This is a genomic window from Sphingomonas endolithica (genome assembly GCF_025231525.1).
GTDB lineage: Bacteria > Pseudomonadota > Alphaproteobacteria > Sphingomonadales > Sphingomonadaceae > Sphingomonas > Sphingomonas endolithica.
Map to the genome: position 1 here is coordinate 1166642 of NZ_CP103057.1, position 25677 is coordinate 1192318.

The 25677-nt window shown below is 65.6% G+C and carries 21 protein-coding genes and 1 tRNA gene; 11 read left to right on the forward strand and 11 right to left on the reverse strand.

The window, feature by feature from the left end:
• Positions 1 to 57: 57 nt before the first annotated feature.
• Positions 58 to 1620 (reverse strand): apolipoprotein N-acyltransferase, encoded by a 1563-nt coding sequence (gene lnt, locus NV382_RS05530; RefSeq protein ID WP_260599519.1) that lies wholly within the window; start codon positions 1618 to 1620, stop codon positions 58 to 60.
• 161 nt (positions 1621 to 1781) lie between these two features.
• Between lnt and NV382_RS05535 the strand changes: the two genes are divergently transcribed.
• Both NV382_RS05535 and NV382_RS05540 read left to right on the forward strand, forming a co-directional pair.
• A complete protein-coding gene (locus NV382_RS05535) occupies positions 1782 to 2198 on the forward strand; it encodes a VOC family protein (protein ID WP_260599520.1) in 417 nt (138 codons plus the stop codon).
• A 9-nt stretch (positions 2199 to 2207) separates the two neighbouring features.
• Complete coding sequence (locus NV382_RS05540) at positions 2208 to 2510, forward strand: polyhydroxyalkanoic acid system family protein (protein WP_260599521.1); 303 nt, start codon at positions 2208 to 2210, stop codon at positions 2508 to 2510.
• Positions 2511 to 3169: 659 nt separating this feature from the next.
• On the opposite strand, the gene NV382_RS05545 is transcribed toward NV382_RS05540, so the two are convergent.
• Positions 3170 to 3694, reverse strand: coding sequence for a hypothetical protein (locus tag NV382_RS05545; RefSeq protein WP_260599522.1), 525 nt, complete (start codon positions 3692 to 3694; stop codon positions 3170 to 3172).
• Positions 3695 to 3804: 110 nt separating this feature from the next.
• Here NV382_RS05545 and NV382_RS05550 point away from each other — a divergent pair, with 110 nt between their 5' ends.
• Both NV382_RS05550 and NV382_RS05555 read left to right on the forward strand, forming a co-directional pair.
• Complete coding sequence (locus tag NV382_RS05550) at positions 3805 to 5073, forward strand: MFS transporter (RefSeq protein ID WP_260600320.1); 1269 nt, start codon at positions 3805 to 3807, stop codon at positions 5071 to 5073.
• A 50-nt stretch (positions 5074 to 5123) separates the two neighbouring features.
• Positions 5124 to 5528 (forward strand): PRC-barrel domain-containing protein, encoded by a 405-nt coding sequence (locus NV382_RS05555; protein ID WP_260599523.1) that lies wholly within the window; start codon positions 5124 to 5126, stop codon positions 5526 to 5528.
• 67 nt (positions 5529 to 5595) lie between these two features.
• Here the strand turns inward: NV382_RS05555 and NV382_RS05560 are convergent.
• Positions 5596 to 5672: transfer RNA gene (locus NV382_RS05560), tRNA-Pro, on the reverse strand.
• A 149-nt stretch (positions 5673 to 5821) separates the two neighbouring features.
• Here NV382_RS05560 and dinB point away from each other — a divergent pair.
• Complete coding sequence (gene dinB, locus NV382_RS05565; RefSeq protein ID WP_260599524.1) at positions 5822 to 6922, forward strand: DNA polymerase IV; 1101 nt, start codon at positions 5822 to 5824, stop codon at positions 6920 to 6922.
• Positions 6923 to 7077: 155 nt separating this feature from the next.
• On the opposite strand, the gene NV382_RS05570 is transcribed toward dinB, so the two are convergent.
• From NV382_RS05570 to NV382_RS05600, 7 genes are all read right to left on the reverse strand, one after another.
• Positions 7078 to 7965 (reverse strand): ROK family protein, encoded by an 888-nt coding sequence (locus NV382_RS05570; protein WP_260599525.1) that lies wholly within the window; start codon positions 7963 to 7965, stop codon positions 7078 to 7080.
• 24 nt (positions 7966 to 7989) lie between these two features.
• A complete protein-coding gene (gene fghA, locus NV382_RS05575) occupies positions 7990 to 8817 on the reverse strand; it encodes an S-formylglutathione hydrolase (RefSeq protein ID WP_418066760.1) in 828 nt (275 codons plus the stop codon).
• Between the two features lie 155 nt (positions 8818 to 8972).
• Entirely contained in the window at positions 8973 to 10127 is a 1155-nt protein-coding gene (locus NV382_RS05580; RefSeq protein WP_260599526.1) for a Gfo/Idh/MocA family protein, read from the reverse strand.
• Between the two features lie 13 nt (positions 10128 to 10140).
• Positions 10141 to 11418 carry a Gfo/Idh/MocA family protein gene (locus NV382_RS05585; protein ID WP_260599527.1) on the reverse strand — a complete coding sequence of 426 codons (1278 nt, stop codon included), beginning with the start codon at positions 11416 to 11418 and terminating at the stop codon, positions 10141 to 10143.
• On the reverse strand, positions 11415 to 12269 hold the full coding sequence (locus NV382_RS05590) for an FAD:protein FMN transferase (RefSeq protein WP_260599528.1): 855 nt from the start codon (positions 12267 to 12269) through the stop codon (positions 11415 to 11417). Before NV382_RS05590 ends, NV382_RS05585 begins: the two co-directional genes overlap by 4 nt.
• A gap of 5 nt (positions 12270 to 12274) precedes the next feature.
• Positions 12275 to 13585: a Gfo/Idh/MocA family protein gene (locus NV382_RS05595; protein WP_260599529.1), complete on the reverse strand. Its 1311-nt coding sequence runs from the start codon at positions 13583 to 13585 to the stop codon at positions 12275 to 12277.
• 14 nt (positions 13586 to 13599) lie between these two features.
• The gene (locus NV382_RS05600; protein WP_260599530.1) at positions 13600 to 14991 is read right to left on the reverse strand and encodes a 3-keto-disaccharide hydrolase; all 1392 of its coding nucleotides are present in this window, start codon (positions 14989 to 14991) and stop codon (positions 13600 to 13602) included.
• A gap of 259 nt (positions 14992 to 15250) precedes the next feature.
• On the opposite strand from NV382_RS05600, the gene NV382_RS05605 reads away from it, so the two are divergent.
• Together NV382_RS05605 and NV382_RS05610 are read left to right on the forward strand one after the other, a co-directional pair.
• Entirely contained in the window at positions 15251 to 15997 is a 747-nt protein-coding gene (locus tag NV382_RS05605; protein ID WP_260599531.1) for a FadR/GntR family transcriptional regulator, read from the forward strand.
• A 154-nt stretch (positions 15998 to 16151) separates the two neighbouring features.
• Entirely contained in the window at positions 16152 to 19151 is a 3000-nt protein-coding gene (locus tag NV382_RS05610; protein WP_260599532.1) for a TonB-dependent receptor, read from the forward strand.
• Positions 19152 to 19323: 172 nt separating this feature from the next.
• Here the strand turns inward: NV382_RS05610 and NV382_RS05615 are convergent, their stop codons facing one another.
• Positions 19324 to 20250 (reverse strand): sugar kinase, encoded by a 927-nt coding sequence (locus NV382_RS05615; RefSeq protein ID WP_418066762.1) that lies wholly within the window; start codon positions 20248 to 20250, stop codon positions 19324 to 19326.
• Positions 20251 to 20373: 123 nt separating this feature from the next.
• Here NV382_RS05615 and uxuA point away from each other — a divergent pair, with 123 nt between their 5' ends.
• Genes uxuA through NV382_RS05635 form a run of 4 tightly spaced genes read left to right on the forward strand, consistent with a single transcriptional unit; the run spans position 20374 to position 25664 of the window.
• Complete coding sequence (gene uxuA / locus NV382_RS05620; protein WP_260599534.1) at positions 20374 to 21540, forward strand: mannonate dehydratase; 1167 nt, start codon at positions 20374 to 20376, stop codon at positions 21538 to 21540.
• On the forward strand, positions 21537 to 22949 hold the full coding sequence (uxaC, locus tag NV382_RS05625; RefSeq protein WP_260599535.1) for a glucuronate isomerase: 1413 nt from the start codon (positions 21537 to 21539) through the stop codon (positions 22947 to 22949). The genes uxuA and uxaC overlap by 4 nt, the downstream gene beginning before the upstream one ends.
• Positions 22946 to 24328, forward strand: a complete 1383-nt coding sequence (locus NV382_RS05630; protein WP_260599536.1) for a mannitol dehydrogenase family protein — start codon at positions 22946 to 22948, stop codon at positions 24326 to 24328. Before uxaC ends, NV382_RS05630 begins: the two co-directional genes overlap by 4 nt.
• Before the next feature lie 31 nt (positions 24329 to 24359).
• Positions 24360 to 25664, forward strand: a complete 1305-nt coding sequence (locus tag NV382_RS05635; protein WP_260599537.1) for an MFS transporter — start codon at positions 24360 to 24362, stop codon at positions 25662 to 25664.
• Positions 25665 to 25677: the final 13 nt, after the last annotated feature.

Genomic DNA, 25677 nt, shown 5'->3' on the forward strand with positions numbered 1-25677 from the left:
TGGAGGAGAGCTTCGGCCGTTGCCATGCCTGATATAAAGCTTTCCTTATATAGCGCCCTAACGAGCGCGAAGACGGAACGCAAATGCCAACGCCAGCAACGCCAGCGCCACGACGAACGCCATGATATTGCCCGTGCGTGCGAACAGGGTCGGCGCATAAGCGCGCGGCAGCGGCAGTTCGATCGCGCCGGCGACGTTCAGCGGAATGGTCGCCAGCAACGCACCATCGGGGCCGATGATCGCGGAGATACCGGTCGGCGTGGCGCGGATGACCGGCAATCCCTCCTCGATCGCGCGCAGCCGTGCTTGCGCCAGATGCTGAGGCGGGCCGGACGGGCCGAACCAGGCGTCGTTCGACGGATTGAACAGGAAGGCAGGCCGGTGCGCGCGATCGGCGACATTGCCTGAGAAGATGATCTCATAGCAGATCTGCATGCCAACCAGGCCGAAGCCCGGCACCGCAAAGCCGCCAGGACCGGCCCCGTCGATGAAATCGATATCGCCGGGCACGAGTCGGCTGAGCCCGAGTTGCGACAGTAACGGTCGCGCCGGCAGATATTCGCCGTACGGCACCAGATGCGCCTTGTCGTAGCGGCCGATCAGCCGCGCCTTGCGATCGAGCCCGAAGATCGAGTTCGACGCCGACACCATGTTGCCGGCGCGGTCGAATTGCGATGCGGTGCCGCCGGTCAGCACCACATCGTTCGGCCCGAGCCGAGCTGCGATCCGTAGTCGCGTGAACGCCGCGCTGGCCTGCCAATACGCGTCCGACGGATAGCCATCCTCCAGCATGTAGCGCACCGCACCTTCCGGCCAGACGATGAGGCGCGGTGCCGGTCCGGGCTTGCCGTTCAGCGCCAGCAGCGCGCGTAAATTCTCCTCCGCATAATCATCCTCGGGCCGCTCCTCCTGCGCAAGGTCCGGCTGGACGACGCGGACGCGCGGCGCCCTAGGATCACTCGCTGCCTCGGGGACGGCATGATGATTGAACAGCGCGAGCAGCGCGGTCGCGCCAAGCACGGCCACCGCGAACCGCCATCGCCTGAACACCGCCAGCAAGAGCGCGCCGGCAATCAGGATCGTCACGCCCGACAGCGCATAGGTCCCGATCCATGCCGCCATATTGGCAACGCCGCCGAGCGGCAGCCAGACGACCCCGATCGGGTTCCAGGCATAGCCGCTGAACATGGTGGCGCGGAGCCATTCGGTGACGATCCATGCCGCGGCAAAGACCAACGCGAACCCTGGTGCCGGTGGAGAGGCGAGATCGCCCACCGACCGTGGGCTGGCGAACCGCCATGCCAGCCCGGCCGCCAGTGCCGGATAGATCGCCAAATACAGCGCGACCAGGATGACCGCAATGTAGCCGAGCGCGTGCGGCATCTTGTCCTGGAAGGTAAAGGCGTGTTGGATCCACGCATTGCCGATGGCGAAGTGGCCGACCCCAAACAGCCAGCCGCGCCACAAGGCATGCTTCAGGCTCGCTGAGTCATGCACCAGCCACATCCAGGCGGCGAGCGAGACAAGCGCGACCGGCCACCAATCGAGCGGGGCGAAGCCGGTGGCGGCGAGAGCACCAAAGCCGAGCGACAGAATGGAGGCGTAGCGCGATGCTGCCACGCGAGTTCGTTCCTGGATCACCTTCACCTCAACCCGTCATGCCGGACTTGTTCCGGCATCCAACGTGCCGCCAATACGTGAGGCGCCAGCCTATGCGGTGCGTTGGCCCCCGGAACAAGTCCGGGGTGACGCGTGGGGGTGTTAGCGGCTATCATGCTGCCATGATACGCCCCTTTCACCTCGCCTTCCCCGTCCACGACCTCGCCGCCGCGCGCGCGTTTTATGGCAGCACGATGGGCTGCGCCGAGGGCCGCAGCTCCGACAGCTGGATCGACTTCGACCTGTTCGGGCATCAGATCGTTGCCCATCTCGATCCCTCGGCCAAGCCCGTCGCGGTGGAGAATGCCGTCGATGGCCACGCCGTGCCGGTGCCGCATTTCGGCGTCGTGCTGACCATGCCGGACTGGCAGGCGCTGGCAGATCGTGTCACGGCGGCGGGCGTCACGTTCGGCATCGCACCTTATATCCGCTTCAAGGGCCAGCCGGGTGAACAGGCAACGATGTTCTTTCGCGATCCGTCCGGCAACGCATTGGAGTTCAAGGCGTTCGCCGATGATGCGATGTTGTTTGCCACCTGAGGACGTTTCATGACCCAGCCGATCTCCATGGATATCCCGCACAAGCACGGCCGCCAGCTCGTCCGTGCGCGGCTCGACAAGGGCGTGGACAAGATCGCCGCGGTTGTGCCGGGCGGCACGGTCAAGGATCACCGCTGGGAAGGCGACACGCTCTATTTTACGATCGAAGGCATGGGACAGCGCGTCGCGAGCAAGCTCGACGTGTTCGAAGACCGCGTCCACGCGACGATCGACCTCCCACCATTCCTCGCACTGTTCGCAGAGAAGATCCGCGCGAAGCTGGCCAAGGAAGCGCCCAAGCTGTTGCAGTAGGGAGGCGCTTCTCCGCAGTCGGTAAGTTTCTGGCCAGCCAAGTCGTCACCCCAGACTTGTTGGGTCCTTATCCCCGCCAAGCAAGTACCGTCATGCTGAACTTGTTTCAGCATCCAGGCGCGGTCATTCGCCTAAGTAACACCGTCTTTGTGGTTACTGACCGCGCATGGATCCTGAAACAAGTTCAGGATGACGATGGAAATTGGATCGTTATGACTGCCGACCAATCGGGTGACATTGGATGTGGCTCATCCCACCCGGCTCTAAGTAATTCCTACAAATGAAAAGAGGCTGCCGGGGGTCTCACGACACCCCGGCAACCTCCTGACATGGTCAGCGGCCGGAAGCTCCAGCCCGGAGGACCATGCGAACCGCCAAGCACTGGCTGGACGACGGCGTTGACTGGGGGAAGATACCCCCCGCCATCATCCCAATGCGCTTAGCCGTGCGTCCCCCGAACGAACCGAACCGAACCCACTGCTGAACCATGAGACATCGGATCACCTCCTTTCGCATTGTTGAAACACCGTACCCTGCTTGGGTACGAAGCGGAATGTGAGTCATCCGACCACGCGATACAAGTCTTGTAATTCAAAACGTTTTCGATCAGATTCTTTCGCCTGCCCAAATCGCTGCCGACGGCACCACGGCGGCCCCGCTCAGCGGCGGCAATCCTCGGTCACGCGCTCGATTTCCGCCCAGCTCGGGATCACCAGCGTCGGATACCCGGCCTGCTCCACCACGAACCGCCCGCGACTGAAGCCGATCGCCTCCAGCAGGCTGTCGCGCGGCTGCACTGCCGCCGCAATATAGGCAGGCGTGCCGCCGGTCGGCTGCGCGGGCAGCGTGCGCAACATGGTCGAGGTGCGGATCGTCATCGCGGTTGCGCCCGTGGCCGATCCGGCGCGCGAGAGGTAGACCGCGTTTGCTGCGGTATCGCAGCGGATCGTGAAGGCGGCATCTGCGCCCGGCAGCCCGAACAAGGCGATCGAGCCCCGCGCATCTTGCCGATATACCCAGTCACCCGGCGTATAGGGCCAGTCGCGCCAATCCTGTGCCAGCGGCGTTGGTCGCGGCGCCTGTGTCTGAACGGGTATGGGGCGGGGCGCAGGCCGGGGTGCGGGCTTGGGTACGGCACTACAGCCGGCCAGCAGCAAGACGACAAAGGCGGGAAACAGACGCATCACCACGCTATGCGGCAAGCGGCGCGCATGCTCAACCGGCCATGGCCGACAAAATCCTTCCCTTGGCCGCGCACTTGGGCGAACTAGGCGCCCGGGGGGGACGCACGGCGATGGACGTGAAGCGACTGAAATCGATCGTTGGCGGGTCGGCCGGCAACCTGGTCGAATGGTATGACTGGTATGCCTATTCGTCGCTGTCGTTGGTGTTCGCCGCCACCTTCTTCCCCAAGGGCGATCTGACTGCGCAGCTGTTGGGGACGGCAGCGGTGTTCGCGGTCGGCTTCCTGATGCGGCCGATCGGTGCCTATGTGATGGGCCGCTATGCCGATACGCATGGCCGCAAGGCGGGGCTGGCGCTGTCGGTCGGCCTGATGTTCGCGGGATCGATGATGATCGCTGTCGTGCCCGGCTACCATTCGATCGGCATTGCCGCTCCGGCAATTCTGGTGCTCGCGCGCATGCTGCAAGGCCTATCCGTCGGGGGCGAATATGGCGCCAGCGCGACGTACCTGTCGGAAATGGCGACGCGCGAGAATCGCGGTTTCTGGTCGAGCTTCCAATATGTCACGCTGATCGGCGGGCAATTGACCGCGCTCGCCGTCACGCTCGCGCTGCAGGCGTTGTTGAGCAAGGAGGACATGGCCGCCTGGGGGTGGCGGATCGCCTTCCTGATCGGCGCGCTGCTGGCGCTGGTCGTCTATGTGCTGCGCCGCCGCCTGGCAGAGACGCAGTCGTTCCAGAACATGGCGGCCGATCGCCCGAAATCGGGGCTGGCCGCCTTGTGGAAGGCGCATCCGCGCGAATTCATGCTGGTGGCGGTGATCAGCGCCGGGGGCAGCCTCACTTTCTACGCCTATACCACTTACCTGCAGAAGTTCCTGGTCAACACCAGCGGCTTCGCGGTGCAGACGGCGACGCAGGTGATGACCGCGGCGCTAATCGTCTACATACTGGCGCAGCCGCTGTTCGGGCATCTGGCGGACCGGTTCGGGCGACGGCCGATGCTGCTCCTGTTCGGGATCGGCGGAATGTGCGTCTCGGTGCCGGTGTTCAGCGCACTGGCGGTGGAGAAGAGCGCCCTGGCTGCGTTCGCCATCATCCTGCTGCCGCTGATGCTGCTCAGCGCCTATACCTCGATCAGCGCCTTGGTGAAGGCCGAACTGTTCCCGGCCCATATCCGCGCATTGGGCGTCGCCCTGCCCTATGCGATCGGCAATGCGGCGTTCGGCGGCACGGCGGAATATGTCGCCTTGTGGTTCAAGCAGGCAGGGTTCGAGGCGGGCTTCTACTGGTACGTGACGGGCTTCCTGGGGCTGGCGACGATCGCGTTCCTGATGCTCCCCGAGACCAAGCACACCAGCCTGATCGCGGAAGATTAGGAACCGCGCTGCGGCTCGTCTGTTACGATAGCGACACGAGGGAAATGATCATGGCCAGCGCAGAACCTACCCAATTGCTCATTTCGTCGAACAAGACCGACGTGATGCCGGTGAAGAGCCGCGATGGCGACAAGCTCGGCTTCGTCCATGCCTTCATGGTCAACAAGCGTAATGGGCAAGCAATGTATGCGGTGCTGACGATCGGCGGGTTCCTAGGGATGGGCAAGGCCTATTACCCCCTGCCCTTCAGCCTGATGTCGTTCGATCCAGCGGCTGACGCCTATGTCGTGACGATCGACCGCCGCGTGCTGGAGGGTGGCCCCAGCTGGGCGAACAACGCGCCGGTGTTCGACCAGGCCTATGCCGACCGTGTGGCGAATTATTACGGCGCGACCAAGGAAGATCTGACGGTCGAGGGCCACATCTCGGACGCGCCACCGCCATCGAGCTATTGATCGGCCACGGCGCCCACGGGCGCCGTTACGCACGGGCTATCGAGTCATCGGGGTGGAAACCCTGCAATGGTCGGGGCGATAGGATTCGAACCTACGACCCCTGGACCCCGAGACCAGTGCGCTACCAGACTGCGCCACGCCCCGACACATTGCAGGTGGGAGCGCCTAGCGGCACCGCCCACCGCGATCAAGTCGAAAGTGGCACTCCTGCACTTCCACACCGCCGTCTTCGCCAAAATCGCACTGACACCGGCCTAGTGCGGGCTGGTCAGCAGGCTTATGTCCCATTCGGCATGTCTAGCGAGCCGCCTTCCTCCCCGCCTGTGCAGCGCAAGGTGATCCATATCGACATGGACGCCTTCTACGCCAGCGTGGAACAGCGCGACGACCCGTCACTTCGCGGCAAGCCGGTGGCGGTCGGCAGCGCACAGGCGCGCGGCGTGGTGGCGGCGGCGAGCTACGAGGCGCGCAGCTTCGGCGTGAAATCGGCGATGCCGTCGGTCACCGCGCAGCGGCGCTGTCCCGATTTGCTGTTCGTGCCCCCCCGCTTCGACGTATATCGCAGCGTCAGCCAGCAGATCCGCGCGATCTTCGCCGATTATACCGCCTTGATCGAACCATTGTCGCTCGACGAAGCCTATCTCGACGTCACCGAGGATGTGCGCGGGCTGGGTTCGGCACAGGCGATCGCCGAGGAGATCCGGGCGCGCATCCGCAAGGACACGGGGCTGACCGCCTCGGCCGGCGTGTCGTACAACAAGTTCATCGCGAAGCTGGCATCGGACCAGAACAAGCCGGACGGCATCTGCGTCATCCCGCCGGCACGCGGCGCGGCCTTCGTCGGCACCTTGCCCGTCCGCCGCTTCCACGGTGTCGGCCCGGTGACCGCCGCCCGAATGGAGCGGCTCGGCATCCTGAGCGGTGCCGATCTGCGCGCGCAACCGATCGAGTTGCTGCGGCAGCATTTCGGCAGCAGTGCGGAATATCTGTTCGGCGCCGCGCGCGGCGTAGATCATCGTCCGGTGCGACCGGATCGGCCGACCAAATCGGTCGGCGCGGAGCGTACCTTCGACCGCGACCTGACCGAGCGCGCCGACTTGCTCGAAGCGCTGGGGCGCGTGGCGGATGCCGCTTGGGTGCGGATCGACCGCAGCGGTGCGCAGGGGCGCACCGTGACGCTCAAGCTGCGCTATGCCGACTTCCGGACGATCACGCGGGCGCGATCTTCGGCGCTACCGGTCGCCGACCGTGCCGGCTTCCTGGCGGCGGGCGTCATCCTGCTGGAGGCGTTACTCCCGGTCTCACCTGGCGTGCGGCTGCTCGGGCTGACACTGTCGGCGATCCAGGAGGATCAAGCGGCGGATCCGAGCGAACAGGCGATGCTGCCGCTTTAAGCTCCCCAGCGAAGGGTTGGGTCCAGCCCCCAGGCGTAGGGCCATGCATAAAACCGTTCGTGTCGAGCGAAGTCGAGACACCGGCGCCGGGATCGGCGTCTCGACTTCGATCGACATGAACGGGTGAGGAGAAATCACGCGAAAGTCGTAGTGCTTCAGCTGGCGCTCAATGCCCGCTGGCCCAGCACCACCGCCCCGAGCGGCCCGGCATTGTTGCCGAGCGCCGCCGGCACGACATATTCCGCCACCGGCTCGATCAACGATGTCGCACCATAGTCGCCAAGGCTGGCCACCAGCCGCGTGCGGATCAGCGGCAGCAGATGCGGCATGCCGGTCATCACGCCGCCACCCATGACGATGCGGCGCGGAATGCCGGTCAGCACCAGCGTGTGAAGCAATTGCGCCAGCGTATGCGCGACGCTTTCCCACACCGGATGGTCGAGCGGCAGATCGGGCGCGCGGATGCCGGTGCGCGCCTGGATCGCTGGGCCGGAGGCGGGCCCTTCTACGCAGTCGCCGTGGAACGTGCAGATGCCAGGCCAGGCGTCACCCGGCAGCCTCGTGGTACGGACATGCCCAAGTTCCGGATGGGTCATGCCATTGGTCGGCTCGCCATGCATGACCAAGCCCACGCCGACCCCCGTCCCGACAGTGATATAGGCATGGTCCGAGAGCCCCCGCGCTGCGCCCCACTGGCCTTCCCCAAGCGCCGCGCCAGCGACGTCGCTGTTGAACCCGGTCGGAACATTCGGCCTGGAGAGTCGATGCGCCACATCCGTGTTCGACCAGCCGGGCTTGGTCGTCGCCGTGATGTGCCCGTAATCGCGCGCCGCCGGATCGATCGACACCGGACCGAAGCTGGCGATGCCCAGCGCGTCATACCCCGTCCACCGATCCAGCACCGCGGCGATATTGCCGAGCGTTTCGGCCGGCGTCGTGGTCGCAATGCGGACCTGCTCGCAAATATCATCGGGGCCGCGCGCGAGGATCAGGTTGCACTTGGTGCCGCCAAGCTCGACTCCGGCGATCAGTGGCGCGCTCATTGGCGGTCGCTCGTCACGTGCCGATCAGCGCGCCAGGCGTTCGGCATGCCAGCGCACGTGATCGGCCATGAAGGTCGAGATGAAGTAATAGCTGTGGTCGTAGCCGGGCTGCAGGCGCAGCGTGAGATCGATGCCGGTCGCGGCGCAGGCGGCGCGGAGCAGCTCGGGCTTCAACTGGTCGACCAGGAACTGGTCGGCATCACCCTGATCGACGAGCAGTTCGGCCACGCGCGCGCCATCCTCGATCAAGGCGCAGGCATCGTATTCGCGCCACGCCAGGCGATCTTCCCCGAGATACCCGGCGAGCGCCTTTTCGCCCCACGGGCAATGCAGTGGCGAGACAATGGGGGAGAAGGCCGAGATGCTCCTGAAGCGGTCGGGATTGCGCAGCCCGATGGTCAGCGCGCCGTGGCCGCCCATCGAATGCCCAGTAATGCCCTGCCGGGCCATGTCGACGGGAAACTCCGCTGCGATCAGCGCAGGGAGTTCCTCCTCGATATAGCTGCGCATGCGGAAATTGCCCGACCATGGTTCCTGCGTCGCATCGACATAGAAACCGGCGCCCTTGCCGAAATCATAGGCGTCGTCATCGGGCACGTTGTCGCCGCGCGGGCTCGTATCCGGCGCAACGAAGATCACGCCCGCTTCAGCACAGGCGGCACGATACTCGCCTTTGTCGGTGACGTTGGCGTGCGTGCAAGTGAGGCCCGAGAGATACCACAGGACAGGCAAACGAGCGCCCGGCGCATGAGGCGGCACATAGACCGAAAAGGTCATGTCGGTGCCGGTCGCTGTGGACGCGTGACGGTATATGCCTTGCACACCACCGAACGCCGCGTGAGAGCCGGACAAAGATAGCTGAGTCAGATCGAGATCCCTTCGCCTGGCGATCTAAACCAGATCCGCTCGGCCGCAAATACCTGGCTTGGCACAGCAGCCAATGCACCAGTCCGGAACGAGTGAAGCCTGTGTTTTCCGCGGACCATTCAGTGGCACCGCGCCTTGTGTCATCTTACCGCCCGTGTCGCCCGCGCCTCGGCGGTCAGCACCAGTTCGGCCGCGAGCAGGGCGCCGTCCTGATCCTGCGCCAGCGATGTGCGTTCGACGAGATCGGTGACGAATTGCGGCCCGAACGGCAGCGGCACCTTAGAGCAATCGAGATAGCGCGCGCCCTTGCGATCCGCGATGAACAGGTGGTTGCCGTCGGGCCGCCCGGCAATGTCGACATATTTGCGCAGCTCGATATAGCCCTCGGTGCCGAGGATGAAGAGCCGCCCGTCGCCCCAGGTCGGCAGGCCGTCGGGCGTGAACCAGTCCACGCGGACATAGCCTGAACCGCCATCGCCGCTCAGCATCATGTCACCGAAATCCTCGAACTTCGGATGATCGGGATTGCCAAAATTACCGGTCTGCGAAGCCAATACCTTGGCGCGCTTGCTGCCGGTGAGAAAAACGAACTGGTCCGCCTGATGACTGCCGACATCGGTCAGGATCCCGCCGTTGCGCGCCGTATCCCAGAACCAGTCGGGACGGCTCGGCGCCGACAGCCGGTGCGGCGCAAGATTGACGGTCTGAATCACGCGCCCGATCGCGCCGTCATGCACCAGTTGCCCGGCCATCACCGCCGCCGGTACCTCCAGCCGCTCGGAATACATGATCGCGTATTTGCGCCCGGTCTCCTTGATCGCGCGGCGCACGTCGGCGAGCTGCTTCAGCGTCGTCACCGCCGCCTTGTCGCTGAGATAGTCCTTGCCCGCGCGCATCACGCGGATGCCGAGCGGCGCGCGCAAGCTCGGGATCGCGGCACTGCACACCAGCTTGATCGTAGAATTGTCGAGAATCTCCTGCTCGGACCGCGCCAGCGGCACGCCGCCGTAACGCTTCTGGAACATCGCAATCTGCTTGGGGTCGGTCGCATAGAAGGTGGTCAGCACACCGCCGCCGCGGATCACCGCGTCGGTGATGCCGTAGATATGGTTGTGGTCCATCCCGATCACCGCGAACGGCACGCGATATTTGGCCTCGGGCACCGGGCGCGCCGTCGCCCCTTCGGTCGGCGCATCGCCGCGCGTGGCGGATTGCGCGAGCGCGTCGGCGGCGAAGCCGGCCATGCCGGCGGCCAGGCCAAGGCCAAGTAGCGTACGGCGGTCGGTATCGCTCACGGCTTCATCCTCCTCAAACAGCAACCAGATTGGTCGGCCAGGTCAGCGCTTCACCACGATCCATCGCCTGTTCGCCGAGCAGCGACGCGACGCTCGCATGATAGGCCTGGGCGAGCAGCCCGGGCAACGGCTTGCCAGCGCGCACAGCCTCGCCGAAGCCCTCGAACTGCAGCATCGTCTCGTCATATTCGCCCCAGCCGAGCGACTCCCCAGGCGTGGTGACAGGCAGCTCGGGAAACCAGGTCGCGCCGCCGATCGGCACGGTGCGCTTGTGCCCGCGCGCGACATCCTTGTGCATGCGCTGCAACGCCAGCACCTTGGGCGGCACCTCCTGGAAGATCCGGCCCAACTCCGGCTCGATCGTCCCCCGGCTGCCCTGGATCTGCTCCTCGCAGCCATAGCGCGCATTGTTGAGCAGCGAGGTGTAGATCAGCTTCCGCCCGCCGGCATAGTCGTAGATCAGCGCGACATGGTCATAGACCTCGCGCCCGTCCTTCCAGAAGCAGATGCTGCCCGATCCCATCACCCGCGTCGGCACCGCATCCAGGAACCAGTTGCCGACCTGGATCTGGTGCGTCGCCAGCTCGGTCATCAACCCGGCCGAACTGTCGCGGTACAGCCGCCAGTTGATCTGCCGGTCGGTCGCATCGCCCGGCACCGTCCGCCGCCAGCTGTTATTGCGATGCCAGCTCGCGCGAACCTGTGTCAGCGTGCCGATCTCCCCCGCCCGCGCGCGCTTCAGCGCGTTCAGATAGGTCGGGTGGAACATGCGCTGATGCCCGATCTGCAGCACTTTCCGCGCCGCCTGCGAGCGCGTGATCATCGCGCCGCAATCCGCGATCGTCCGCGCCATCGCCTTCTCGCACCAAACGTGCAGCCCCGCATCGAGTGCGTCGAAACAGTGTTTCGCATGACGATCGAGCGGCGTCGCGATGACGACGGCATCGAGCCCGCCCGCATCGAGCATTGCGCGATGGTCGGCAAAGCTGCGCACCGATGCATCGACCAGCGCGCGCCCCTTCGCCAGATGCGGCGCATACGAGTCGCAGATCGCCACCACCACGCAGTTGCGCGTCTTGGCGATGTTCAGGATCAGCGCGCGGCCGCGATCGCCGGTGCCGATCACGCCGAGCCGCACCGGATTGCTCTTGGTCGGTTCGGCCGCCACCGCGGCGCTCGCCCAGGGCGCCGCCGCTGCCATCCCCGCTCCCGCGGCGGTCATCAGCACGCGATCGATGAACGATCGCCGGCTCAGGTCGAACGCCCGCTCCGTGATTTTGGGGTCGGTCATTGTACCTGCATCCTGCCTGATGGAGCGGGCATTCCCGCCTCCTGAGAAAGATCGAACAGAAAACGATGTGTCGGGTGCGCACCGATCAGGCGTGCGGCGCGCGCGTCATCCGCGACGATCAGCGCGGTACTCATCGCCTCCGCGGAAGCGCCCAGTCGGTCGACCACGATTGTGCAGCGCGCCGCCGTCACCGCCGCGCCGCTGCCCGGGCGGATCATCGCGGCGCGTTCGGGCGTCTGCGTGCCCGCCCCCACCGTCGACGAGATCGACAGCGACTCGTCGTCGAGCTCGAGCTCGATCAACGTCCGGCCGGGCAGCAACGGATGCGGGATTGCGAACGGCCATCCCCCGCCTAGCGGATGCTGGCCGACGGTCGCGATCGAACTCTCGCCCGCCGACAGGCACGCCGACCCGACGCCTGCCGCGCGCAACGCAGCGCAGGCGCGGTCCAGCGCGAAGCCTTTGCCGAACCCGCCGAAATCGAGCGCGACAGGGTGCGCTGCGGCAATCCGCGCGGTCGCCCGATCAAACGTGACATCGCCCCAGCCGACCGCCCCAAACCGTCGATCGGCCGTCGGATCGAACAGCCCCAGCGTTTCGGCATGCGCCGCGTCGATCGCGACCAGCGCCTCGAACAGCACCGCATCATCGATCGCCGCCTCCTGCCCCGCCAGCAACCGCTCGTTGAGCGCCGTCGTCGGCGAGGGCCGGTGGATCGTCAGCGCATCGTCCACCGTTTCGATCGCGCGGCGCGCGGCGGCCAGCGCGTCGTCCGCGCCTGCGCCGAAGCGATGCACTTCGATGCGCGTCCCCATCGCCACGAAACGCTCGACGTCCGCCAGAGCCGTCACGCTGGTCAGGCCTTGACCTCCCAGCCGGGTTCGTACGCCACCGACCACAATTTCAGCGCCTCGGCGCTGGTCGGCTTGCCGGTCGTCGGATCGACCGTCAGCCCACTATTCGTGCGATAGGCCATGTTGCCGAGATGGCAGAGCGTGGTGCTGATATGCCCTTCGGCGATCGGCGAGTTGAGCGCGCCGGCGCGGCCGCGGATCACGTCGACCAGATTGCCGGCATGATAGACGTCGAGCGCGCCCTCACCGACCGTGCCGGTGGTCTCGGAGCTCGCCGCCGCCATCACCTGCCGGATCGACTTGCCCGCCAGATCATAGAGCTCGAAGCCGTTGCGATCGACCACCGCCGATCCCTTGGTGCCGAGCAGCAGCACGCCGCGCCCGCGGCCATAGGTCAACATCGCGTTGCAGCTCTGTCCGGCCCAGCGGATCGTGCGACCCTGGTCATAATGCAGACCAAGCTCCAGCGAGTCGTACATCTCCCAATCGTCGCCGGCATGGAACCGCTTCGCCCCCTGCGCCTCGACGCGCGTCGGATAGCTCAACCCCATCAGCCAGCGCGCGACATCCAGCTCGTGCATCGCATTGTTGCAGAGCTCGCCGGTGCCGTACTGCCAGAACCAATGCCAGTTATAGGGTACCAGGTTCGATCGATAGGCCGCGCGCGGCCTCGGCCCCTGCCACATGTCCCAATCGAGATTGGCGGGTGGCGTGGCCGTATGCCCTGTGCCGATCGAGCCGCGATTGTTCGCGTACCAGGTCTGCGCTTCGTACACGTCGCCGAGCTCGCCAGCCTGGATCAATGCCAGCAACTGCTTCGTCTCCGGGCTGGAACGCTGCTGGTTGCCCACCTGCAGCTGGCGGCCGGTGCGCTTCTGCACGGCGATCATCGCCTCGCCTTCGGCCGGTGCGATCCCGATCGGCTTTTCGCAATAGACGTGATGCCCCGAATTCATCGCATCGATCGCCAGCTTGGCGTGCCAGTGATCGGGCGTCGCAATGGTCACGATATCGACCGTCTTGCTGTCGAACAGTCGGCGATAATCGCTCTCGGTCTTGGGCGCGGCGTGGCCTTTCGCGGCGAAGGCGGCCGCGCGCTTCGCCAGCACGGCGGAGTCGACATCGCAAAAATGCGTGATCTCGACATTGGGCAGCTTGCTAAACGCGCTCATATGCGCCTGCCCGCGACCGTTCACGCCGACTACCGCGACCCGCAGCCGGTCGTTGGCGCCCTTGATCCGGGCATAGCTGCGCGCACTCATCGCGACAGCGAGTGTGGCGCCTGCGCCCTTGATCATCGTTCGACGGTCCATCGGTCCATCCCCTATTAGAGTTCGCGCAGCTTGATCGATCGGAAATCGACCCCGCCGCCATGATCCTGCAGCAGGATCGGCCCCTGCCCGCCTTCGCCAAAGCCGGGAATGTCGGCATATTTGCTCTGCGCGACCAGCGCGCGGAACGCCGGCGATCCGCGGTCGTACTCGACCATCTTGAAGCCGTTCAGCCAGTGCTCGACACGATTGCCGCGCACCACGATCACCGCGCGGTTCCATTCGCCCGGCGGATTGATCCGCTTGCCCGGGCTGTCCGGATCCGAAAGGTTGCGCGCGGTGATCAGGTCGTACAGCGACGCGAGCGTCCGGTTGCCGTCGCGGCCCATCTTGGCATCGGGATGACGCGCATCGTCGAGCAACTGATATTCCAGCCCGATCCCCTCGCCCTTCTTCAACCGGCCCGCATCGAGGAAATACTTGATCCCGCTATTTGCGCCGGGCGTCAGGCGAAAGTCGACCGACAGCTCGAAATTGCGGTACTCGCGGGCCGTAACGATGTCGCCGCCACCACCCTTGCCGGCCAGCACGCCGCCCGCCATCGACCAGCCGGATGTCGGAAAGCCCGCCGCCTTGACGCTGCGCCAGCCGGCACCCGTCCTGCCGTCCCACAGCAATTTCCAGCCGGCGCGCTGTTCGCCGCTCGACAGCCGATTGGACAGCCAGCCCTGCTGCTCGAGCCCGGTCGCGGGCAGTGCATAGCGTGCCGGCGCATCGGTGATGATGCGCACGTCGCGGAACCGCACCTCGGGCCGGCGCGGCGCCGCCGCGTCGGGAATGGCGTGGACCTGAAAGGCGATGAACCCACGCGCATCCATGTCGTCGACGGTGTCGGTCGCCGGCACGCCGTTCACCCAGGTGCGCAACCGCGTCCCGATCGCCTCGACGCGGTAGTGGTTCCAGTCGCCCGAGCGGAAGGTGCGCCGCGCCGCCTCGTTGCGCCCGAGCGTGTAGAGCCACTGGCGGCGCTGCTCGTCATACATGCCCCCGCTCCAGCGGCGCGACGACGGATCGATCTCGGCCTGATAGCCGTGTACCACCCCATTGCGATAATCGGGCCGGCTCTGCCCGCGGATCATCACACCGGAATTGAGCGTCGGATCGGTTTTTGCGTCGAATTCCAGGATGAAGTCGCCATATTGCGCATCGGAAACCAGCCAGCTGTTGGTATCCCCCGTGGCGGCGCGGCCGACCAGTTCGCCATTGTCGAATTCATAGGTCGCCTTGCCGCCGGTCGCACGCCAGCCGGTCAGCCCGCTTTTCGGCGTCACGTCGCGCCATGGCGCCTGCGCCTGGCTGGTCCGCTGCGCCGGGGGCGCCGCGCGGACGGACGGCTGCACGACCAGCGGCGCGGCTGCCAACGCGAATATTGCGAATCCTCGAGCCACGGCGATCCCCTTCTCTTTTCCACGAGGAGGCCCGGACCTTCGCCCGCACGTCTCGCATCGTTCGTCGCCGACATTTGTTGTCGTTCGACATCTCCTGAAACAGGTCGTAAATTGTGGTCGGGCCACATGCAATAGGATTGTAAGACATTTTAATCTGCACATCAGGGCCGGACGGATCGACATCACGCTTGACGCTGGGCAGGGTAGCGCGAAGGAGAGCGATGAACGTCGCTGCAGACGCTATCGGATGAGGGAACGCATGCAACCGGCTGAAAGCGGCGGTAAACTTTACCGCAAGATCGTGCAGGCGATCATCACCGATATCGCGAATGGGGCGTTCCCGGTGGGATCGCGCCTGCCCGCCGAGCGCGACCTTACCGAACGGTTCAAGGTCAGCCGCCCGACGATTCGGGAGGCGATGATCGCGCTCGAGATGAAGGGCATGGTCGAGGCGCGCAAAGGCTCCGGCGTGTTCGTGCTCGCCGACTCCACCGCCGACGCGGACAAGGAACTCGATATCGGCGCGTTCGAGATCACCGAAGCGCGCCGCCTGCTCGAAGGAGAGGTCGCTGCCGTCGCCGCGACCGAGATCACCGAGCCGCAACTAGCCGAACTGCGCGCGCTGCTCGCGCAAATGGCGCAGGAGAATAATGAGGCGGCAGAGGAAGCGGATCGCCGCTTCCACATCGCCATTGCCGAAGCGACCGGCAACGCCGTCATCATCTCCGCGGTGGCCGATTTCTGGGACATGCGCTTTCGCTCGCCACTGGCACGCGAGGTGCTGCTGAAGGCAGGTAGCCTGGGCACTGAGAGCCGGATGGCAGAGCATGGTCGCATCCTGCGGGCGCTCGAAGCGCGATCGCCGGTGGAGGCGCGCAATGCCATGCGCGACCATCTCGCGCGCGTGATCGACCATCTGCTCAACGTCACCGAGACCGAGGCCGTCGAACGCGCACGCGCCGCAACCGACCAGCGCCGCCGCGCCCTCGCCCGCCGCTCCGTGTGATTGGTCAGGCGGATTGCCTGACCAAATGATTCCATATTGTCATATCTGAACTGCAATGATACCTGACCCTCCAGGCGGCAGAGGAATACCTCGCCGGCGATAAACACGTCGAGCAGCGAACACCCGCATGCTCGAACATGTCGGGGAGAGGGAAATGAGCTGCAACGGCTTCGACTGGCGGTCACTGCTTGTATCGACGAGCGTCCTTGGTCTGCTGATCGCGGCACCCGCCGCCGGGCAGCAAGCGACTAACCCACCCGCCCCGACCACCGACGCGCCCGAACCGGACACCGCTCAACAGGAAGACATCGTCGTCACCGGCTTCCGTGCCTCGCTGAACAGCGCGTTGAACCTGAAGCGGCAGGAAACCGCCGCAATCGACAGCATCGTGGCCGAGGATATCGGCAAGTTTCCGGATTCGAACCTGGCCGAATCGATGCAGCGTATCCCCGGCGTCGCGTTGTCGCGTGGCGATGGTGGCGAAGGTCGCAACATCTCGGTGCGCGGGCTCGGTTCGCAATTCACGCGCGTGCGCATCAACGGCATGGAAGGCGTGTCGCAGGTCAGCGGCAGCGACATTCGCGGCGGCGTCGCCACCGGGCGCTCGTTCGACTTCGTGACCTTCCCGACCGAGATCTTCTCCGCTTTGTCCGTGCGCAAGACGCTGTCGGCCGATGTCGAAGAGGGATCGCTAGGCGCGACGGTCGATCTGCGCGCGCCGAAGCCGTTCGACCAGCCCAAGGATTTCGTCCTGTCGGGCACCGCACGCGGCATCTACAACGACATCAGCAAGAAGGCCGATCCGCGCCTGTCCGCGCTCGTCGCCAAGAAGTTCGGCGACACGTTCGGCATTCTCGGCAGCATCGCCTATTCGAAGCGGCATATCGAGGAATATGCCTATTCGGCCGTCGATGTCGTGCCGACCACCGTCTACGGTCTGGCGCAACCGGCGGGCACCGCCAATGCAGGAATTATCTTCCCGTTCTGCACGCCGGTCGGCTACGTCTACAACGGCACGCCGGTAACCAGTCCCGCGGCCGGATATACCCAGCCCAACGGGGTAGCGATCGGCGCGGATGCCAACAATTGCAGCACGGGTAACCCCCGCACCAGCACCAAGGCAGCGTATGACTATATCATGAGCCGTACCGGCGTGAACGGCCGCCCCAGCGGCGGCGTGTTCCTGCCGCGCCTGCCGCGCCCGGTGAAGAGCAGCCAGAACCAGGAGCGTCTTGCCGGTACGCTGACGCTGCAGTGGAAGCCGAGCGACGATACCGACGTGTCGCTCGATGGCCTCTATTCACGCTTCAAGGTCAAGCGCCTCGACCAGATGTTCGACGCGCGGTCGTTCGGCCGTGCGATCTCGAACAACGGCCAGCCGCTGACGTCCGTTCGGGACATCGAGGTGGACGACAATGGATCGTTGATCCACGGTTTATTCGACGGCGTCGATCTGCGGTCCGAGATGCAGGACGAGCGGTTCACCTCGACCTATCGGCAGGTGAACCTCAACCTCGATCACCGCTTCTCCGACACGTTCCGCGTCTTCGGCCTGGCTGGCGTCAATCAGTCGAAGCTAGACGTCGATCGGTTGCAAGTGGCGATCGACTCGAACGACACCCGCGACTTCGCGATCGATTTCCGCGACAGCGCCGATATCCCGAAGATCGAGTATGGCATCGACACCACCAATGCGGCGCTGTTCCAATACGGCCCGCCATTGGCCAATGGCGATCAGCGCGGACAGCTGTCGAACTTCATCCGCCGCAACACGATCACCAGCAAGACGGTGGAACTGAACGGCGAATGGCAAGCGGCACCGGATTTCACGGTGCAGGTCGGCGGCCAGTATCGCACCAACAAATACACCGCACGCGAGCGGCAACTCGCCACCAACACGCCGCTCGCTTTGCCGTCCGGCGTCGCGCTATCGAGCTTCACCTCGGTGACCAAGGGGGTGGGCAAAAATCTCGACGGTCTGTTACAGGATTTCGTTTCGATCGATCCCGACAAGTTCCGCAGCGCCGTCGGTCTCGACAGCTACGTCTATTGCACCATCGAATGCGCCAAGGGCACGTTCGGCGGCGTCGAGGAGAAATATTGGTCCGGCTACGCCATGGTCAAGTTCAACACCGAGAACACGTTGCCGTTCGCGCTGCGCGGTGATGCCGGCGTGCGCTACGTCCGTACCAGCCTGGACACCTATGGCCCGATCACCACGGCGGCACCGGCCGGATCGCTCTACTCGTCGCGCTTCGTCATCTCGGAGGTCAGCCGCAAATATGAGGACTGGCTGCCATCGGCGAACCTCGCGCTGGACATCACGTCCAACCTGATCGCACGCGCCTCCGCCGCCCGCGTTATGTCGCGTCCGGCTTACGGGCAGTTGATCCCGGCGGGCTCCGCCAACCTGGTCATCCAGACCGCGTCGTTCAGCAACCCGTTCCTCGAACCGATCCGCGCCAACACCTTCGATGCCGCGCTCGAATGGTATTTCGCGCCGGGCTCGCTGATCTCGGTCGCCTATTTCTACAAGAATATCGAGACGTACATCCAGACGACGAGCCAGTCGGTCGCGTTCCAGGATATCGGCCTGCCGCTGACGCTGCTCGACGGCACGCAGCTGCGCCCGACCGATTTGTTCACCGTTCAGCGCAGCAACAACACGCCGGGCGGCCCCCTGCGCGGCTTCGAGCTCAACGTGCAACTGCCGTTCCGCTTTCTGCCAGGTGCGCTCAGCAACTTCGGTGCGCTGGGCAATTTCACGCGCGTCCGCTCGAACATCAACTACGTCATCTCGCCGACGCTGTCGCGCACCGCGCCTTTGGTCGGCCTCTCGCCCGAGACGGCGAGCGGCACGCTGTATTACGAGGACAAGAAGTTCAGCATCCGGTCGACGGTGAACTATCGCGCCGCGTTCCTCACCGCAGTGCCGAGCGGTTCGGTGGACGCGGATTCGACCTCGAACGCCAGCTCGATCTTCGTCGATGCCTCGGCCTCGTACAACATCAGCGACAATATCAAGCTGATCGCCGAAGTGTCGAACATCACCAACGAGACCAACCGCCTGACCGTCGACACGGTGCGCAAGGACCCGCTGTACACGTCGTATTTCGGGCGGACCTATGCGCTGGCGGTGAACTTCCAGTTTTAACGCGACGGCACTCTAGTTCCGCCCAAAGCCGTCACCCCGGACTTGTTCCGGGGTCCACCAAGCGGCTTACGATGCCGATGACTTCTTGAACGCGGAGCGTGCGGCACGGTGGACCCCAGAACAAGTCCGGGGTGACGGCGACCGTAGATTGTCGGCATTCCCACCCCAGCGGCTATCGCAAATCCGCATAACGCGCGTCGGCCGAGATCGCCGGTATCCCGCCGCGCCGGCCGATCACGTATCCGGCGAGCCGGTGCCCGGCCATCACGCTGTCCTCGACCGAACGGCCTGCCAGCCGCGCGTGCAGATACCCGGCGTTGAACGCATCCCCCGCCCCCGTCGTGTCGATCGCCGCGATCGGCGCTGGCACGGGGCGGATCGCGCCATTCGCAAAGCAACCATCTGCGCCAAGCTTCACGACGACCTCGCCGACGCCGTGGTCGCGCCACGCCCGGTCGATCGCCGCGGGATCATCAAGACCGATCAAGGCATGTTCGTCCTCGCGCGTCGGCAAGCCGATATCGGTGACCGCGATCGCCCGCAGGTGCGCGGCGCGCGCCACCTCGACATTTTCCCACAAAGCCGGCCGGTAATTGCTGTCGAAGGCGACCCGGCCGCCGCCCGACCGTACCCGCGCGCACAACTCGAACAGCGTCTCGCGCCCCCCCGGCGGCAGAATGGCGAGGCTGATCATGGAGAAGTACAGCAGCTCTGCCGTCGCGCCCGCAGCCAGCAGATCGGCATTGTCGCCCAGCGCGAACATCCACCGCGCCGCGCTGTCGCTGCGCCAATAGGTGAAGCTGCGTTCGCCATCCGCGTCGGTCGTGATGGCATACAGCGCAGGCCGACGATCGGGATCGGTACGCAACAGCGACAGGTCCAGCCCCTCGCCTGTCCAATCGGTGCGAAGCGTCAGGCTGAACGGATCGCTGCCGAGCGCGGTGACGAACGCGACCTGGTCGCCAAGCCGCGCGAGATGCACGGCGGTGTTGAGCGTGTCCCCGCCATGGCCGAGCGACCAGCCCTGGCCGTCCGCACTTGCGCGCGACAATTCCAGCATGCCTTCACCGAGCACCAGGATCATGCATTTCATTCCCATACAAATGGCCTGACCACTTCTTTGTATCTGGCCTACCAGATTACGCGATGCTAGATAGATCTCGATCGCGATAAAAGAGACCTTAAGTCAGCGCGGACGGAGAGGGGTAGCTGACGAGTGATGATGACCGAAACGATGCGCTGGTTCGGCCCCAATGATCCCGTAAGTCTACGCGATATCCGCCAAGCCGGTGCGACGGGAATCGTGACAGCATTGCACCAGATCGCCAATGGCGACGTGTGGCCGCGCGAGGCGATCGCCGCGCGCAAGGCCCGGATCGAGGCCGCCGGGCTCGTCTGGTCCGTGGTGGAAAGCCTGCCGGTGCACGAGGGCATCAAGACACGGGCGGCGGATTGGGACGGGCTGACAGAACGGTACCGCCAAAGCCTGATCAATCTCGCGGCGTGCGACATCCGCACCGTGACCTATAATTTCATGCCGGTGATCGACTGGACCCGCACCGACCTGGCCTGGCCGATGCCCGACGGCGCGCTTGCCTTGCGCTTCGAGCTGGAGGCCGCCGCGGTCTACGACCTGCACATCCTGCAACGCGGCGGCGCCGCGCAGGATTACACCCCCGCTTTGCGCGACCGTGCCGCGCGCCGGTTTCATGCGATGACGCAAGAGGAGCGTGACCGGCTCGAACGGACGATCATCGCGGGCCTGCCGGGCAGCGAGGAGACCTTCACCACCGCCCAGTTCCGCGACGCGCTGGCGCAATATGATGATGTGGATGCCGAGGCGCTGCGCGCCAACCATGTAGCTTTCCTGGAGGCGGTGTGTCCGGTGGCGGACGATCTCGGCATCCAGCTTGTCGTGCATCCGGACGACCCGCCGTTCGCGCTGTTCGGCCTGCCGCGCGTGGTCAGCACCGAGGCGGATGTGGCGGCATTGTTCGCCCGCGTGCCCAATCGGTCAAATGGCCTGTGCTTCTGCGCCGGATCGTTCGGCGCGCGCGGCGACAACGATCTGCCGGGCATGATCGATCGGCTGGGCGATCGGATCGGCTTCCTGCATCTCCGCTCGGTCCAGCGTGAACCGGACGGCGCGTTCCACGAGGCGGCGCATCTCGCCGGCAATGCCGACATGGTCGCGCTCGTCGCCGCGATCCACCGGCTGCAGATTCGCGAGGGGCGCTCGATCCCGATGCGACCCGATCATGGCCACCAGATGCTCGACGATCTGTCGAAAGTGACGCTGCCGGGCTATTCGCTGCTCGGGCGGATGCGCGGGCTGGCGGAACTGCGCGGGCTGGAACGCGGCATCGCGCACATGGCAGCGTTGCAATGACCCGCCCGCTGCACCTCTCGCCGGATCGGCTGTTCTCCAGCGATCCCGACCAGCGCACGATCGCCCGCGCGCTCTATGCCGAGGCAGCCGGGCTGCCGATCGTCTCGCCGCACGGCCATGTCGATCCATGCTGGTTCGCCACCGACGCACCGTGGCGCGACGCGACCAGCCTGTTGCTGGCGCCCGACCATTATCTGTTCCGCATGCTCTACAGCCAGGGCATCGATCTCGCGCGGCTCGGCGTCCCGTCACGCGAGGGGGCACCCGATACCGACCCGCGCGAGGCGTGGCGCACCTTCGCCAGCCATTATCACCTGTTCCGCGGCGCTCCCTCGCAACTGTGGCTCGACCACGTATTCGCCGAGGTTTTGGGGTTCGACGTCGCTTTGGATGCCGCGACCAGCGATCTGTATTTCGACCGGATCGGCGAGCGGCTCGCCAGCGATGCATTCCGGCCCCGCGCGCTGTTCGATCGCTTCGGGATCGAGTTCCTCGCCACCACCGAGGGTGCCGACGATCCGCTCGACGCGCACCGCGCGATCCGTGCCTCGGGCTGGCAGGGCCGCGTCGCGACGACCTATCGCCCGGACGGGGTGATCGACGTCGAGCACGAGGCGTTCCGCCCGACCATGGCACGCTTCGCCGAACTGACCGGCGAGGACGTTTGGAGCTGGTCCGGCTATCTCGCCGCGCATCGCAAGCGGCGTGCGGACTTCCGGGCTGCCGGGGCGACCGCGACGGATCACGGTCACCCCACCGCCCAGACGGCGAACCTCGATGCCGGCGCGGCAGCAGCCTTGTTCGCGCGCGTGATCGCGCCCGACGTGACCGCCGCCGATGCCGAATTGTTCCGCGCGCAGATGCTGACCGAGATGGCGCGGATGTCGGTCGACGACGGCATGGTGATGCAGATCCATCCCGGCAGCGTCCGCAATCACAATGCCCGGCTGTTCGCCACCCATGGCCGCGATCGCGGTGCCGACATTCCTGGGCGCATCGACTTCGTCAACGGGCTGCGGCCGATGCTCGACCTTGTCGGGAACGAGCCGGACCTGACGATCATCCTCTTCACGCTGGATGAATCGACCTATGCGCGCGAGTTGGCACCCCTTGCCGGCCATTATCCGTGCCTGCGGCTCGGGCCCGCCTGGTGGTTCCATGATTCGCCCGAAGGCATGCGCCGCTTCCGCGAGATGACCACCGAGACGGCGGGCTTCTACAATACGGTCGGCTTCAACGACGACACGCGCGCGTTCCTGTCGATCCCGGCACGCCACGATGTCGCGCGCCGGGTCGACTGCGCGTTTCTCGCCCGCCTTGTCGCCGAGCACCGGCTGGCGGATTGGGAAGCCGCGGAGCTGGCGCACGAGCTCACCGTCGGGCTGGTACGCCGGGCCTATCGGCTGTGAGGCTGTCGGCGGCCACGATCGACCGGCTGCCGACCGACGTTGCCCGCTTCGATTATGATCGGGCTGCACAGCGCACGGGCATCGTCCATCTCGGGATCGGCGCGTTCCACCGCGCGCATCAGGCGGTGTTCACCGATGCGGCAATGTCGGCCGGGGATCGCGATTGGGCGATCATCGGTGCATCGCTGCGATCGCCGGCGGTGCGGGAGGCGCTGGCGCCGCAGGACGGTCTGTACACCGTCACCGTAAAGGCGGCGACCGGGACAGGGTCGCGGCTGATCGGTGCTGTCCGCGACGTTGTGGTCGCATCGGACGGCAAGGACGAGCTTCGGCGCGCACTTGCCTCGCCCGATGTCGCGATCGTCACCATGACCGTGACGGAAAAGGGCTATCATCGCCGCAGCGACGGCACGCTCGACATCGCCGCCGTCGATCGTGCGGGTGGGACGATCTACCATCATCTCGCGCAGGCGTTTGCGGATCGACGTGCGGCCGGGATGGCCGGCCTGACGCTTCTGTCGTGCGACAATCTTGCCCACAATGGCGGCATACTCGCCGCCTCGCTCGGCGCGTGGCTCGATCATGTCGATCCGGCACTCGGCACCTGGTTCGCCGGCGAATGCACCTGCCCGTCGACGATGGTCGACCGGATCGTGCCGGCGATCACCGCTGCCGATCTCGACGCCGTCGAAGCCGAATTGGGCATGCGCGACGACGCCGCGATCGTGACCGAAACCTTCGCGCAATGGGTGATCGAGGACCGCTTTGCCGGCCGCCGCCCGCGCTGGGACGCGGTCGGCGCGCAGTTGGTCGCCGATGTTGCCCCCTACGAGACCGCAAAGCTGCGCATGCTCAACGGTGCGCATTCCGCGCTGGCCTATCGCGGGCTGCTCGCCGGGCTCAGCTATGCCCATGAGGCAATAGGCGATCCGGTGATCGGCCAGGCGGTCGAGCGGCTGATCCGCGACGAGGCCGTGGCGAGCTTCGATCCCGCGCCGGGCCAGGATTTGCGCGCTTATGCCGAGGCGTTGCTGAAGCGGTTCGCCAACCCTGCTTTGCCCCATGCGCTGCGCCAGATCGCCAGCGACGGATCGCAAAAGATCCCACAGCGCTGGCTGGCTTCGCTCGATGCCAACGCCGCACGCGGGCGAGCATGCCCCGAAACCCTCGATGCGCTGTCTGCGTGGCTGATCTACGTCCGCGGCCCGATCGACGATCCGCGCGCGGCAGACCTCGCCGCCGCATGGTCCTCCGCTGGCCGCGCCGGCATTGTCGATGCGATGTTCGGCGAGCGCGGACTGCTGGGCGGCCACTGGCGGCCGAACGCCCATGACCGGGCCTTGCTCGATCAGGCGCTGACGAGATTCGACACAGAATAACAAGCGGATAAACCGCAGCGGGAGAGCGAGCGTGGACGGTTCGATCGAGGCGAGGCCCCAGGGCCCGGCAAAGGCGGGCGGCAACGTCCGCTGGGTGATCTGCGCGTTATTGTTCTTCGCCACGACGATCAACTATATCGACCGGCAGGTCATCGGCATCCTGAAGCCTACGCTGCAGGGCGAACTCGGCTGGTCCGAGATCGATTACGGCATGATCGTCTTCTGGTTTCAGGCGGCCTATGCGATCGGCCTGCTCGCCTGCGGGCCGCTGATCGACCGGGTCGGCTCCAAGCTCGGTTATGCCGCGGCGATCACCCTGTGGAGCTTCGCCGCGCTGGCGCACGCGTTGGTACGCAGTCCAAGCGGCTTCTCGCTGGCGCGCTTCGCGCTGGGTTTGGGCGAGGCCGGGAATTTTCCTGCTGCGATCAAATCGGTGGCCGAATGGTTTCCCAAGAAGGAACGCGCGCTGGCCGCGGGCATCCTCAACGCCGGCGCCAATGTCGGCGCGATCGCGACACCGCTCTTCGTACCGGTCATCGCGATCAATTATGGATGGCGCGCCGCGTTCGTCGTGACCGGGCTGCTCGGCTTCGTCTGGCTGGCGGCATGGCTCGCTTTCTACCGCGCGCCGGAACGGCACAGGAGCGTGTCGGCGCAGGAATTGGCCTATATCGGCGCGGATCAGGAGAATGATGCCGGCACCGCGCCGATCGCGTGGCGCAAGCTGTTCCGCTATCGCGGCACCTGGGCGTTCGTCAGTGCGAAATTCCTCACCGACCCGGTATGGTACCTGTTCCTGTTCTGGCTGCCCGACTTCTTCGCCAAGCGACACGGGCTCGACCTGAAGACCTTCGGCCCGCCATTGATCGCGGTGTATCTGCTTGCCGATGTCGGCAGCATCGGCGGCGGCTGGCTGTCGTCGGCATTGATCAAGCGCGGCTACAGCATCAATGCCGGCCGCAAGCTGGCGTTGCTCGCATCGGCCATCCTCGTCCTGCCGATCATGTTCGCCAGCAGCGTGTCCAGCCTGACCGCTGCGGTCGCCATCATCGGGCTCGCCGCCGCCGCGCATCAGGGGTGGTCGTCGAACCTCTACACCATGGTGTCCGACACCTTCCCGAAGAGTTCGGTCGCGTCCGTCATGGGCATCGGCGGCGCCGCGGGCGCCATCGGCGGCATGATCATGGCGCGCTATGTCGGGCAGGTCCTGGAGACGGTCGGCAGCTACGTTCCCATCTTCATCTGGACGGGCAGCGCCTATTTCGTCGCGCTGCTGATCGTGCACCTTCTTCTGCCGCGCCTCGACGATGCGGCGCCGCCCCCGGCCGCGCTTTGAAGGCGGTAGATTT